The 12,944-nt window shown below is 35.1% G+C and carries 19 protein-coding genes and 2 pseudogenes; 1 reads left to right on the forward strand and 20 read right to left on the reverse strand.

All coding sequences use genetic code 11. From position 1 onward, the window contains the following. From ACFIK4_RS01885 to ACFIK4_RS01980, 20 genes and pseudogenes are all read right to left on the reverse strand, one after another. Window positions 1–443: pseudogene (locus ACFIK4_RS01885) on the reverse strand (hypothetical protein); the annotation flags it as partial. Between the two features lie 69 nt (window positions 444–512). Continuing rightward, window positions 513–666 (reverse strand): annotated as a pseudogene (locus tag ACFIK4_RS01890) (TrwH protein). A gap of 242 nt (window positions 667–908) precedes the next feature. After that, entirely contained in the window at window positions 909–1,754 is an 846-nt protein-coding gene (locus ACFIK4_RS01895; RefSeq protein ID WP_375674751.1) for a type IV secretion system protein, read from the reverse strand. Window positions 1,755–1,945: 191 nt separating this feature from the next. After that, on the reverse strand, window positions 1,946–2,713 hold the full coding sequence (locus ACFIK4_RS01900) for a type IV secretion system protein (RefSeq protein WP_375613870.1): 768 nt from the start codon (window positions 2,711–2,713) through the stop codon (window positions 1,946–1,948). Further along, window positions 2,710–5,181: a VirB4 family type IV secretion/conjugal transfer ATPase gene (locus ACFIK4_RS01905; RefSeq protein ID WP_375613869.1), complete on the reverse strand. Its 2,472-nt coding sequence runs from the start codon at window positions 5,179–5,181 to the stop codon at window positions 2,710–2,712. Before ACFIK4_RS01905 ends, ACFIK4_RS01900 begins: the two co-directional genes overlap by 4 nt. Before the next feature lie 2 nt (window positions 5,182–5,183). After that, complete coding sequence (locus tag ACFIK4_RS01910) at window positions 5,184–5,492, reverse strand: type IV secretion system protein VirB3 (protein WP_375613868.1); 309 nt, start codon at window positions 5,490–5,492, stop codon at window positions 5,184–5,186. 12 nt (window positions 5,493–5,504) lie between these two features. Next, the gene (locus tag ACFIK4_RS01915) at window positions 5,505–5,813 is read right to left on the reverse strand and encodes a conjugal transfer protein (protein ID WP_375613867.1); all 309 of its coding nucleotides are present in this window, start codon (window positions 5,811–5,813) and stop codon (window positions 5,505–5,507) included. Window positions 5,814–5,938: 125 nt separating this feature from the next. After that, a complete protein-coding gene (trwL, locus tag ACFIK4_RS01920) occupies window positions 5,939–6,259 on the reverse strand; it encodes a VirB2 family type IV secretion system major pilin TrwL (RefSeq protein ID WP_375613866.1) in 321 nt (106 codons plus the stop codon). A 127-nt stretch (window positions 6,260–6,386) separates the two neighbouring features. Then, window positions 6,387–6,701, reverse strand: a complete 315-nt coding sequence (trwL, locus tag ACFIK4_RS01925; RefSeq protein WP_375613865.1) for a VirB2 family type IV secretion system major pilin TrwL — start codon at window positions 6,699–6,701, stop codon at window positions 6,387–6,389. Window positions 6,702–6,815: 114 nt separating this feature from the next. After that, window positions 6,816–7,127: a VirB2 family type IV secretion system major pilin TrwL gene (gene trwL / locus ACFIK4_RS01930; RefSeq protein ID WP_375613864.1), complete on the reverse strand. Its 312-nt coding sequence runs from the start codon at window positions 7,125–7,127 to the stop codon at window positions 6,816–6,818. 127 nt (window positions 7,128–7,254) lie between these two features. Next, a complete protein-coding gene (gene trwL, locus ACFIK4_RS01935) occupies window positions 7,255–7,578 on the reverse strand; it encodes a VirB2 family type IV secretion system major pilin TrwL (protein WP_375613863.1) in 324 nt (107 codons plus the stop codon). 56 nt (window positions 7,579–7,634) lie between these two features. Next, a complete protein-coding gene (gene trwL, locus ACFIK4_RS01940; RefSeq protein ID WP_375674756.1) occupies window positions 7,635–7,952 on the reverse strand; it encodes a VirB2 family type IV secretion system major pilin TrwL in 318 nt (105 codons plus the stop codon). 83 nt (window positions 7,953–8,035) lie between these two features. Continuing rightward, window positions 8,036–8,326 carry a VirB2 family type IV secretion system major pilin TrwL gene (gene trwL, locus ACFIK4_RS01945; protein ID WP_375674758.1) on the reverse strand — a complete coding sequence of 97 codons (291 nt, stop codon included), beginning with the start codon at window positions 8,324–8,326 and terminating at the stop codon, window positions 8,036–8,038. A 128-nt stretch (window positions 8,327–8,454) separates the two neighbouring features. Next, window positions 8,455–8,766 (reverse strand): VirB2 family type IV secretion system major pilin TrwL, encoded by a 312-nt coding sequence (trwL, locus tag ACFIK4_RS01950; RefSeq protein ID WP_375674760.1) that lies wholly within the window; start codon window positions 8,764–8,766, stop codon window positions 8,455–8,457. A 66-nt stretch (window positions 8,767–8,832) separates the two neighbouring features. Next, complete coding sequence (gene trwL, locus ACFIK4_RS01955; RefSeq protein WP_375674762.1) at window positions 8,833–9,147, reverse strand: VirB2 family type IV secretion system major pilin TrwL; 315 nt, start codon at window positions 9,145–9,147, stop codon at window positions 8,833–8,835. 145 nt (window positions 9,148–9,292) lie between these two features. After that, window positions 9,293–9,610: a VirB2 family type IV secretion system major pilin TrwL gene (trwL, locus tag ACFIK4_RS01960; protein ID WP_375674764.1), complete on the reverse strand. Its 318-nt coding sequence runs from the start codon at window positions 9,608–9,610 to the stop codon at window positions 9,293–9,295. A gap of 137 nt (window positions 9,611–9,747) precedes the next feature. Then, complete coding sequence (gene trwL, locus ACFIK4_RS01965; RefSeq protein ID WP_375613157.1) at window positions 9,748–10,065, reverse strand: VirB2 family type IV secretion system major pilin TrwL; 318 nt, start codon at window positions 10,063–10,065, stop codon at window positions 9,748–9,750. Next, window positions 10,028–10,327 (reverse strand): KorA family transcriptional regulator, encoded by a 300-nt coding sequence (gene korA, locus ACFIK4_RS01970; protein ID WP_375613158.1) that lies wholly within the window; start codon window positions 10,325–10,327, stop codon window positions 10,028–10,030. The genes trwL (ACFIK4_RS01965) and korA overlap by 38 nt, the downstream gene beginning before the upstream one ends. 117 nt (window positions 10,328–10,444) lie before the next feature. Next, window positions 10,445–11,074, reverse strand: a complete 630-nt coding sequence (locus ACFIK4_RS01975) for a TrwN protein (RefSeq protein WP_375674767.1) — start codon at window positions 11,072–11,074, stop codon at window positions 10,445–10,447. Then, entirely contained in the window at window positions 11,074–11,688 is a 615-nt protein-coding gene (locus tag ACFIK4_RS01980; RefSeq protein ID WP_375638245.1) for a hypothetical protein, read from the reverse strand. The genes ACFIK4_RS01975 and ACFIK4_RS01980 overlap by 1 nt, the downstream gene beginning before the upstream one ends. A 128-nt stretch (window positions 11,689–11,816) precedes the next feature. Between ACFIK4_RS01980 and ACFIK4_RS01985 the strand changes: the two genes are divergently transcribed. After that, window positions 11,817–12,104, forward strand: coding sequence for an H-NS family nucleoid-associated regulatory protein (locus tag ACFIK4_RS01985; RefSeq protein WP_015857007.1), 288 nt, complete (start codon window positions 11,817–11,819; stop codon window positions 12,102–12,104). Window positions 12,105–12,944: the final 840 nt, after the last annotated feature.

Raw genomic sequence — 12,944 nt, forward strand, 5'->3', positions numbered from 1 at the left:
TCTGTTTGCGAAAGTTGTTCTTTTTTCAACTCAAGCTGTTTTTTTAAGAGCTCAATAATTTCCCCTTTTTTTAATAGATTAGTAAGCTCCAGATATTTTGCTGATGGAGCAGATACGAAAGTTGATTTAGGTACCTGAGCTGTGGGAGATATTGGAGGTGTGTTAGATGGCTTAGAGCCACTAGGTTTGGACGGTACGCGATTTCTCATCGTTCCAAAATTAGAAAGGTCAATTTTAATATCGGGTGGAAGTTTACGTGGTGGCTCATAGCCTTTTGGTGGTTTTGGTTTATAATTGTTGCTTGAATCGAGATTTCCTGACCCTATAGTAGGAACTGCAAAACGGCTATGACCTCCTCCTTGCTTAGTAAGAGTGTTACTTCTTGCTAAGTTTGTTGTTCCAAGAAAAGCACTAATCGCTATGATAATAATCAGCTTTTGCATATTTCACACCTTTTAATTTTCACATATTTAGAAAGACTGACCATTACATTATTAACTTCATAAATCAGTTTATGAGATTCCGTTGTCTCCTCGCTTGATTTTGGCAGGGATTGTTTTATTAATTAGGCACACGGTTCCTATCATTGGGCTGTTTTAGCTTTGGTGCTAATGCACAAGCCGATAAAAGGTTTGCAATCAAAATTATAAGAATGATTAACTTCATTTTGATATGACTCTTTTTACTGTTATATACATTCTGATATTTGTTGTCATTATTATAATTTTGACACTAAAGTAAAGTGTATAGTTTACGATAATTTATCTTTTCTTAATTTCATTTTTTAATTTATGAAAATAGCTCAATTTCAGTGCGAATATTTTTTACTTTAGGATTGGATATTCTTGTTATTTTGTCATATGGATATTAAGGGCGTCTGTTACGGGAACCATTGCTTTTTATCTCATCTAGTTTTTATGTCTCCATAGATGTCCAAATGTAATGCCTTTTGCGAGAGAATTGGCCATGCTTGATAGTTTGAGTAACAGCATGATGGATATAATGGACAAGATGAGAGCTCCTCCAAACATGTATGCTACATTCTGGTCGTAGTCGAGTTTCATATCACTCAAATAGTTTGCAAAGATATTCATCATCAGATTAAATACAGTTGCTAAGAGTAGAAAGAGGATTATATAATTGGCGACTTGGATTATCCATTGCTCGAAAAGGCGATGAGTTGGTTGCCAGAGTAGAGCAATAATGAAGATTGGTCCCAATCCTACGAGAAGTGTAATAGCGATTTTTGTCAGAAGGACGAGACCCCCACCGATTGCTACGACGAGGCTTGTTGCTAGCAAGATGAGGATTCCTAAGAGACTGTAAAGCAGTCCATTGGACTCGAAGAAGACGGTTTCTTGGAAAAGACGTCCTGCATATTGAAATCCTTTGGTTGCTGCTTTGTCAAGTAAATTCATTAATTGTGTATCATTGAGTGGATTTGTTATGAGCGCTTTTGATAACTCATAGGGCATTTGTGTTATTAAATTTGTGATTTCTGGTTGATAAAGTCCTGTGGTAAGAGCTATTGAAGTAATAATACTTATCCGTAGGAAACGGTTTACGAATCCGGAGAGAGGCATATCGATAGCGCCCCGGATGATGAGCCATCCGTAGATGATGAAAGCGATTGTGATACCGATTGATACAAAGGGTGTAATTGTAACAATTGCTTTTGAGGAAATATCCGTGACATATGTTTTTGTTATCTGATCAATTTTATTGAAAAGTTGCGTGAACACTGTAAAGTCCATGGAATTCCTCTTTAACGAATTTTCAACTTTTTATATGCTTTTTGAGCATTTTTCGTTGAATTTTTTTAAGGATAAAATGAAACTTCGTAGACCTTTTCGATCTATGAGAGAGAATTGAGTATTACGCATTAACTTTTTCTTTTTACGAGCATACAGGAAAAATAATATACAAAATATTGCTACAAAAAGCTTTACCTAATGAATCTTATGGTAGGCATGTTCGTGTTTTTACTATTCAAAATTTTTATGTTATGTTTATCTTTCTGTTGTTTGATAAGTGTATGTTCAGCATTGCGTAAATGTGTAACCATTTGTAGTTTTGCTGTTTCATTTTGTAGCATAGCAAGCATTCCAATTATATGTGCTTGTAACTCGGCAATACTTTTTAGATCTTTTGTTGTCGTGATCTCGTTTAATAGTTCTTCAATTTGCTGAAAACGATTGTTTGCTTCTTGAAAAGTTTTTAAACTTACGGCTTTATCAGTGATGGCTGCATATTGGATACGCTTGTTGATAAAACTGCTAGATTCATGGATAGTGACAGGAATTTCTTCTTCTTTTAAAATATTTTCAAGTGATGTAGATAGAGCAGAAGTTTTATTTCTATTGTAGAGATTCTCTGGATTTTTGAGAAAAAAGCTACTGTGATCTGTTTGTACATTTTTAAGTTTTTTAGTGTCGAATTTTTGGCTTCCCGTTATAGACTCGTGTATCTTTTTTACTTCCTCAAGGTGTTTTTTTAGCATATCGAGAAGTTGGGCATCAGGTGGCGCTTTCTTTTGCTGTGGAGTTTTTTTAGACTTTGATGTATTTGAAGATGAACTTCCAAAAAAATTGGGCCACTTCGTTGGAACGGATGCCGATAAATCCGCCGACCCAGCGCCCCAAACCCAAGCCATCGCTGGGTTTGAAACCCCTAAAGTTATTACAACTACTATTGAAATGACCTTTTTTTTCATGTTTCCCTCCTGTCATTTTTTGCGTGCTGTAAGAAAATTGGTAACCATATTGCCGGATCATCACCAACTTCTGCGATAATGCTTTCGGCTAACTCTGCGTTATCAGGCGTTCCTGATAACACTAAGAGCTCGTCACTAAAGTCGTGTTCGATGGTTTTTCCATCGCGTGTTAGATGGAATTTACCAAGATTCAGTTCTGCAAGCGCAGATTGATCACCCTGCTTAATGAGGAATTGGCGACTAAACTCACCAAGTCCTTTAACGAGTTCAAATTCGGCATCTGTTAGTTTAAAGCCTTTTGTATAATCTTCATAATTTGCTTTGGGATTGGCTAGAAAAATGTAAGTTGCACACTGTTGAATGAGTGTTTTGGCAATATTACTTTCCAAGGCATCGCTAGGCTCTTGTGTTGCATAAACAAAAATACCATTTTGTTTACGGATGGTCTTTTGTTTATTTTTGGCTAAATCTTCAAAGTACGGATCTTGCAAAGGCTTCCAAAACTCGTCAAAGATATACATAAACCGCTGTCCGCTAATCATGCCTTCTGTGCGGTAAAGCAAATACATCATCACTGGAGTGCGAGTTTCAAAATTATCTAAGAATTCCGTGATATCAAAGCCGTAAATTTGATGTGTTGAGAGATCAAGAGCATCATGGGGATTATCAAACAACCACCCATAATCACCACCTTCACACCATTTTAGTAAGCGAGCATGAACAGATGGGTGAGCATTATAATCACTTAAACGTGGATTTGGTAAAAATTGTACTAGAAAGGACAAACGACGGAGTGATCGGTCAATGTTAGCACTCATAACAGACATAACTGCTTTGTTAATTTCTTCTTCGTCGTGATGCGTGACTTCACCACCAGCTTCTGCCAATTTTTTAACAAATTGTTTCAGAAAAATAAGATTTTCTTGTGTGGGTGGGAGTTGGAAAGGATTGAAACCACTTTTTCTGCCTGGCTTGAATGTTAAATATTTTCCACCCATCGCCCGAATGGCAATTTCCATGCCACGATCTTTATCAAAAACAACAGTTGTCGGCTTAAATTTTTGTGCTTGTGCTAACAAAAAGCCGAGTAACACGGTTTTACCGGAACCAGATTGTCCGATAAGTGCGGTATTACCAAGTAAACGTTTATCTGTCGAGTCCTCTTCAAGTTTGGAGGCATGAAAGTTGAAATAAAGCGGTGTTTTACTGGTTGTTTTAAGAATTGTGACGGCTGGTCCCCATGGGTTGCCAGTGGGTTTTCCTGACATAAAATTATGAAAAGATGAAAATGACAAAAAGTTCAATGATGTAATCGGAGCAGGACGTGGTCTCCATTTCCAATTGCCAGGAAGTTGTGCCCAATAGCCAGCCTCTATCGCTAAGTCTACAGGTTTGGGCAGTACCGCAACGTCTAGTAATGCTGCACTTGCTTTGGCCATATGGTCGCGAACTTGTTGAATTGTATCACCATAGATCGTCAATGTGCAGTGATGTTCTCCCATGACAAAATGCCCACTGATAAGCTGGTTTAGTGCTTCGTCAATTTGTTCAATTTGGCTCGTTGCCACATCTCGTGCATCAATAAGATTACGCTGATGCCGTTGTAAATAGTCTTTAGCAGCATGTCGGGAGAGCACTGAAAAGCTCTGCGTCAATACGAACTCGAAGTCACTTTCCAACAAAACATTTAATTGTCCTGGTTTGGTTGTTGCATCATATTCTTTAATTTCAAGCATTCCAAATCGACGCATTCCACTGGTTGTTCGCAGTTCACCAAGAGCGCCCCATTTTGAGAAAAAAGGTCGATTGACAGACATATAGTCAGCAAAACGGTCATGGCAAATTGGCATAGGGCGATATTCACCATTGACAAGCATTCCAAGGAATTCAAGTGCAGAAGAATAAGCATGCCCATTTTTTTCATAAGCACCAAGAAGTTCTGCACCGTAACGGTTTAAAGATTGGCCTAAAGTACGATTGATGTCATTGAGTTCTTTGATACATGTGTCTTGTCGCATCTTTTTTTGATCAAGCGTTTCACGTTCATGTTTAGAAAAGAACGACATAATTTTATCCGCTATCGGTTGAAAAATGACAGTCAGATATAAATCATTGACCATCAAATTATAACCAGTAAAGCTTTGTCGATATTTTTCATCAAGTTGATAGCAAAACATTTGATCAAATGTTGAATCAGGATATTCATAAACACGGCGGCGCACAATATGCGTCCAAAATGATAAATTGGCTGATGCAAGACCCCGTAGAGTATTGTTAAGCTCTTTTATCCATTGAAAAATATCTTCTTCTGAAGCGCTTTGATGCGAACGCCCATCAATTTTCCAAATTGACAAATATTCCGCATTTTTAGTAGAAATAATCGTATCTGTAATATGATGTGAATAAGGCAGAAACAGGCTTACAGGTGTCTCTGATGCAAGGCGTTTGCTGCTTTCAACAGCTGTCATGTTTATCTCCTTTTACTATAATCAGAGGGACTATAACTTGATGCGCCCCAAAAACCTTTGTTGCGATTGCGAAATTTAGTATCGATCCATAACCACCAGATACGAAACGCCTTATCATCGTTTTTAGTAATTTGCACCATAATAAACCATAATGGAGGTGCTATAATCCACAAAAAGATACTTACTGTCATAGCAATAACAGCAACCCCCATAACCATAACGATAAATGGCATCATGGGGACACCCCATATCGTTGGAACACGTGTTGCTCCCTTGAATAGGGGGAATTCTTTTTTTTCTTGCGATTTCATGGAATGTTCTCGTCACTGGAGGTGAAATAATATGTGGCTAATATAAAAAGCTGCACCAGCAATAATGACACTGAATGCCCATCGCATAAATGTAGCTCTTGCGATAATACGAAATATATAAATAAGCAAAAGTAATAAAAGAATGATAGCAGCAACGATAGGAATAATTATACTTAATCCATATTGCATCCCTATGAAAACATCTAAACTCTTTGTTTCCGTCTGAGCATATGCAGATTGAGTTATTAATAACATAATCAAAGTTATAAAAATAGCACTAATCTTACATATTTTTGATTGAAGCGTATTTAATTGTTTCATATCTTTTATCCCCTTTTAATTAAAGTTGCTATAAATAATATTCCTTTTTCCGTAGTGTGAGCGATATTATTACTGGTACAAATCTATAATCAACGAACATTAAAAACATTACGTATTATACTAATTTATGCTTGACCTGTAAATAGCAGTTTAGCAAGTTGGGTTGCCGAGCCAGCAATGACAACGCCGATTGCCCACCGTACAAACGTATCTTTTCCTATGTAGCGGCCTGCGTAACCAATTGCTAAGCACAAAAGTATCACGGCAGCAGCAACAGGAATAATGTGATCAATAAGATCTTTTTTTAGAGCAGTCAGAGCTTTTTCAGCAGGAGCTAATTGCGCATTTGCATATGCAGACTGTGTTATAAAAAATGTAATTATAGCTGTAGAAATTACTATGATTTTGTTGTTATTTTGTGTTTGGAGATTAATTAATTTTCGCATATTTTACTTTCATTAAATTTTTATGAATATTTTATACTTTTTAAAATAAACAAATTGGTATCTTTATATGTTACAAATAGCAAGTATAAACTCTTACTTTAAAAACATTATGTGTTATATAAGCTTATTATTTACCTGTAAATAACAGTGTAGAAAGTTGTGTTGCTGAGCCAGCGATGACAACGCCAATCGCCCACCGTACAAACGTATCTTTTCCAATGTAGCGCCCTGCATAGGCAATTGCTAAACACAAAAGTATAACAGCAGCGGCGAGAGGGATAATCGCTTTTAAGTCATTTTGGAGTGCATCTAACGCCTTTTTTGCAGGATCTAATTTTACATTTGCATATACGGGATTCGTTATAAAAAAGGCACTTAGAGCTGCAGAAATTACGATAATTTTGTTATTATTTTTTAATTTGAGATTAATTAATTTTTTCATATTTTACTCTTATCAATACTTTGTATATTCTTAATATAAACGAAATATCACATAATATGTTTAAATTTATCAAACATAAACTCTCACATTAGAGACATTATGTCTTATAAAGACTCACACTTGCCCCTTGAATAACAGGCTCGCAAGTTGGGTTGCTGAGCCAGCGACGATAACACCGATTGCCCACCGTACAAATGTATCTTTTCCGATGTAACGTCCAGCATAACCAATTGCTAAGCATAAAAGAATAACGGCAGCAGCAACAGGAATAATATTAGTAGTAAGATCTGTTTGCAGAGTTTTTAAAGCATCTTCAGCTTTTAGTTTTGCATACGCAGGATGTACTATAAAAAATAAACTTATAGCCGAAGAAATTGCTGTGATTCTATTGTTATTTTTTAATCGGAAATCAATTAATTTTTTCATATTTTACTCTTAATTAATGCTCTTATTAATACTTTGTATTTATTATTATAAAACATATGAGATTTTTATATGTGTATAATAATTAGATATAAAACCTTATGATAAAAATATTATGCATTATATAGACTTACGCTTGCCCCTTGAATAACAGGCTCGCAAGTTGGGTTGCTGAGCCAGCGACGACAACGCCAATCGCCCAGCGTACAAATGTATCCTTTTCTATGTAGCGGCCTGCGTAACCAATTGCTAAGCATAATAGTATAACAGCAGCAGCGACAGGAATAATATTAGTATTAAGATCTTTTTGGAGTTCTTCTAAAGCTGTTTTTGCAGGAGCTAAACCGTTTGCTTGGGCCCATACGGGATGTGTTATAAAAAATACAGTTATAGCTGCAGAAAGTGTGATGATTTTGTTATTGTTCTTTGATTCGAAACTAATTAGTTTTTGCATATTTCTCTCACTAAGATTATAGATAACATTTTGTATTATAGCTATCATCTTTAATTTTAATTAACTGCACCTGTGAATAAAAGCTTAGCAAGCTGGGTTGCTGAGCCAGCGACAACAACACCGATTGCCCATCGTATAAATGTATCCTTTTCGATGTAACGCCCTGCATAGAGAATGGCTAGGCATAAAAGTATAACAGCAGCAGCAACAGGAATAATATTAGTAGTAAGATCTGTTTGTAGAGCTGTTAAAGCTTTGTTTGCATGTTCTATTGCTGCACATGCAGGATTTCTCATAAAAAATATAGTTACAGCAGCAGAAATTGCTGCAACTTTGTTATTACTTTTTGGCTGAAGGTTAATTAATTTTCGCATATTTCTCTCATTAAGATTTTAAATAACATTTTGTATTATAGCTGTCATCTTTAATTTTAACTAACTACACCTTTGAATAACAGTTAAGCAAGCTGGGTTGCTGAGCCAGCGACAACAACGCCGATTGCCCATCGTATAAATGTATCTTTTCCGATGTAGCGTCCAGCATAGAGAATGGCTAGGCATAAAAGTATAACAGCAGCAGCAACAGGAATAATATTTTTAACAAGATCATCTTGCAAAGTGTCTAGAGCTTGTTTTGCATTTTTTAATTGCACTGCATATGCAGGATTGCTAATAAAAAGTACAGTTAAAGCTGCAGAAATTATTATAATTTCATTATTATTTTTCTGGAAATTAGTTAATTTTCTCATATTTAGCTTCATTGATTTATCATAAATATTTTTTCTACGAAATAAGAAACAATTTCATTGATGCATAATGAAAGCATTGAAATCCAAAGTTTCTTTTACAAAAAATATTTCTTATTCCAAAAGATTTATCAGTTAGGTTTAAATAATAAATCGGCAAGTTCAGCTGCTGAGCCCGCGATAACGACACCAATTGCCCACCGTACGAATGTGTCTTTTCCGATGTAGCGTCCTGCATAACCAATTGCTAAGCATAATAGTATAACAGCAGCAGCGAGAGGGATAAGCAACTTTAAGTCATCACGGAGTTTTTCTAAAGCACCTTTTGCAGTTGTTAATTGTTGAGCATACACAGGATTGGACATAAAAAATACAGTTAAAGCTGCAGAGGTTTTAGTAGCTTTATTCCGAATTATTGTTTGAAGAACTTTTGATTTTTTCATATTGTTTATCTCAATTTAGATTTCGCTTTAGGATAAAAAGATATTTTATACAGCATGACTTTTTTATTACGCGCTTTTGAATAACATATTTGCAAGTTCAGCTGCTGAACCAGCGATAACGACACCAATTGCCCACCGTACGAATGTATCTTTTCCGATGTAGCGCCCTGCATAACCAATTGCTAAGCACAAAAGTATCACGGCAGCAGCAATGGGGATAATCGTTTTTAAGTCTGTTTGGAGTCCCTCTAAAGCAGTTTTTGCATTTGTTAATTTTGCTTGAGCATACGCAGAATTGCTCATAAAAAATACAGTTAAAGCTGCAGAGGCTTTAGTAGCTTTATTCCAAATTATTGTTTGAAGAATTTTTGATTGTTTCATATTGTTCAACCTTATCAAATTGTATTTGGCGCAAGTAGTTTTTCCATGAAATAGGGATAATTTCATTGAATTGATGTGGAATAAAAGTATTAAAGTCTAAAATTCTTTTTTCATGAAAGAAATACTTCGTGTTTAATAGGATTTATCAGGTGTTTTTAAATAACAAATTAGCAAGCTCAGCTGCTGAACCAGCGATAACGACACCAATTGCCCACCGTACGAATGTATCTTTTCCGATGTAGCGCCCTGCATAACCAATTGCTAAGCACAAAAGTATCACGGCAGCAGCAATGGGGATAATCGTTTTTAAGTCTTTTTGGAGCGCTTTTAAAGCGTTGTCTGCAGGAGTTAAAACTACTGCTTGGGCTAACACAGGATTGGCCATATAAAATACAGTTAAAGCTGCAGAGGCTTTAGTAGTTTTATTCCAAATTATTGTTTGAAGAGTTTTTAATTGTTTCATATTGCTTATTCCAATTTAGATTACAGTTAGTATAAATAAACTCTTTTTTCGATATAGTTTTTATTGTGCTAAATAAAAATACAGAAATCTAAGTTTCTTATTTCATGAAAGAAACATTTTATGTTTAAATAGATTTATCAGTTGGATTTAAATAATAAATTGGCAAGTTCAGCTGCTGAACCAGCGATAACAACACCGATTGCCCACCGTACAAATGTGTCTTTTCCGATGTAGCGCCCTGCATAACCAATTGCTAAGCACAAAAGTATCACGGCAGCAGCAATAGGGATAATCGTTTTTAAATCTGTTTGGAGTCCCTCTAAAGCTTTTTTTGCAGGAGCTAAACCCGCTGTTTGGGCGGATACAGGATTGGTCATAAAAAATACAGTTAAAGCTGCAGAAAACGCAGCAATTTTATTACGAGCTGTTGTGTGAAGAATATTTAATTGTTTCATGTTCTTTATCCTGATTAAGATTAAAACTCCCACAAATGACCCCTCTTTCATGAAGAAACTTAAAGAGATATTTTGGATCAGCCCAAGTTCTTAGTTTTCCTCTTTGTGTAAGTAATGTATATTTATTTGGCTTTCCGGTAATTGGATCATCAGAAATAAATGTGAAATACCATTCTCTTTCTGAAAGCATCACGACTGTAATCTCACGTGCTGCTTTTTGACTAAATGCCATATCAACGCTGTTTTGTTCTATCATTTTCATTATCTTTGCCCTCAATTAGAAGAGATTTTGTTCAATCTTACTAATTAGAGCTTTAACATTTTCTTATCTACCTTTCATTATAATATCCTATCAAAATTCTAGGTTTTCGTGAAAATATCAGTCATCACTCAGTGATCTTCTCGATGAAGAAAAATCTTCAGCTGAAAAAGCATCTCTGGCGCTACTTTCTTTATGTGTAAATGCATCTTCTTCTCCTTTTGAAGAGAGAGAAAGAGAATCTACTTTAGTTGTCTGTTCTGGTTCTTCTTTTTTAAGCTTTACAGGCTCCTGCAAGTCTTCATTTCCTCGTACAGCAGCTTTTACTCCAATATATGAAGTAACTTTTTGCATACGGGTGTGGCTTGAGTTTTCTGTATTGTAAAAATTCAGCACAGACTGCAAAGTCGCTTTTTCAAAGACGCACTTTGATGTTGTTTGTTCATAGCAGTAAGTTAAAGCGCTTTGTGCAGCTGTAAGATTTCTGCAAAAATCAAATGCATCAAAAAGAGAAAACAATTTCACATTTCCAACACCAATTTGCCCTAAAATTATGTTAAAATTATGTTCACTCTGTTCAGCTGTTGCGATTGTTTCCTTAAGCTGAGATGATTGATAGAAGAAGTTATCTTTATCATCTGTTACATAGACATTGTCCCGCGCTTTTTGTTTGGCGATAACTGAAAATACTATGGGGGGCGTATTGGATATGTATGCAGCAGCAAAAAATGTGAAATCTGGAACAATCATTAGCAATACACCTTATTACGAAGAATTTTATTAATACAAATGCTAATTCTGTGTTGTGCTTTTTCTCGTTGTCTTTTGATTTTATAAATTTGCAGAATGAGATTGTTTAGCTTAGAATATTCCTTGTGATTATTGCTTTGTTTTCTTCTAAGAATATTTCTAATATATGCGAATATCCAACCAACAAGATAAAAGTGTGGAATAAAATAGAGCACATTACGCCAACCAATATTATTCGAATCACGAAGAAAGGCGCTGCTTTTAAAAAATAATAATCTTTGATACTGTATTGAAGCTGCTTGTTTTATATAATCCTCTAGTTGCAAAAATCTTTTCAAAAAAAATTTATACGAAGTAAAAAGCCGTTGTGTATGAGGGGAGGTTTTCTTGTCATAATGAACTACACTATCATTATACAGAGAGGGCTTGTTCTTTGTTGCATATTGCCATAACTTATAGAGTGACGATTTATATTTACTTTTGACTACTGATTCATAAGATTCAGAGAGGTGTGATGGCGCTTGAGCACTGCATTTAGTAGTTTCAGCAATTGAACTGAAAAAAGATGCAGTGGTGGTAACTGATATACCAATAAACAGCTCTTTGTGGTCCAAAGCACATCTCCGTCAAAGTGATATATGTATCGTAATTTTAATTTCGATAATAAATAGACAGAAATTGTCTATAATTGTGTTTAAAATATGGCAAGAAAAGATTCTTTTTTGCAAGGGGAGTAATTAAGGTGAATGATCTCAAAAATATGAATTTTGATGAACTACAAGAGATGCGTACACAAATCGATGTGGAATTAAAAAAACGGCAAGCAAAGGAAAAGCAAAATGCGCGACGAAAAATTCTTGAAATTGCTAATGCCCATGGAATTGATATCGCTGATCTTGTGAGCAAAGAGCGCCATTATAGAAATCCCAATAACCAATGGGAATTATGGAATGGGCGTGGACGTAGACCTAAGTGGATTAAAGAGTGGTTGGAGAATGGGTATACACTTGATGAACTCGAAGTAACGTAACACGTGTGCGATCTTTACAAGATAAGGGAATACCAAGGAATGTAAATGCAAGAAGTATGCTCTTTTGGGTAATTTAATTGTATAAACATACTGAACGAATATATTAAAGTATTGAGTTACCAAATACAATGATAGGGAGCGTGAACAATTTATTTAAATGCAAAAGGTCTTGTTGTCATAATCTGGCAAGCATAATGATGATGCCAGATTGGAATATTGTAATTGCTTTTGGCATGTGAGAGAGGGGGGATATTTTACTTCTTTTTATCGTTTCATTAACGTTGCTCTTTTTAGTCTATGTAAATAAATAGTTTTATTGATTATTTACAAAAATGGTCGAAATGAGAATAATTTATTGCATAGGGATTTTAACTCAATATGTAAAATGATAATTTTATCAATTAATATGTTAATAAATTAGCATACTTATATTTTTGAAATACTGTTCTGTAGAACAAGCCTGATGTTATAGATTTTGTTTGGTCTTTTTTCTGTGAGATTATATATGAGGCATTTACTTTATTTATCGTTCGTTTAGTTGAGATGAGTGAGTATGTAGAAAAATGGAAAATTTCTATGGCTGTTATGGGTTTTATAGAATTTATGACATATTTCTGAGCGTTTGTGATTAAAATTCATTTATGAGCGTTTATGAATAATGAATAAAGAGTGTATTTGAAAATAAAAGGATTGGATCATTTCTATTGCGGTTTATCTTCTTTTATGGTGTGAAATAGGGGGTATGCAGGTTTACAATTGTGTGTGATGGTATAGAGTGCGGAACACTTTGTTATATATCGGAATATTTTTTCTAAAATTGTGTGGTATTCCACAATAAGT

This window comes from Bartonella sp. AP9QHHD (genome assembly GCF_042195625.1).
Taxonomy (GTDB): Bacteria; Pseudomonadota; Alphaproteobacteria; order Rhizobiales; family Rhizobiaceae; genus Bartonella.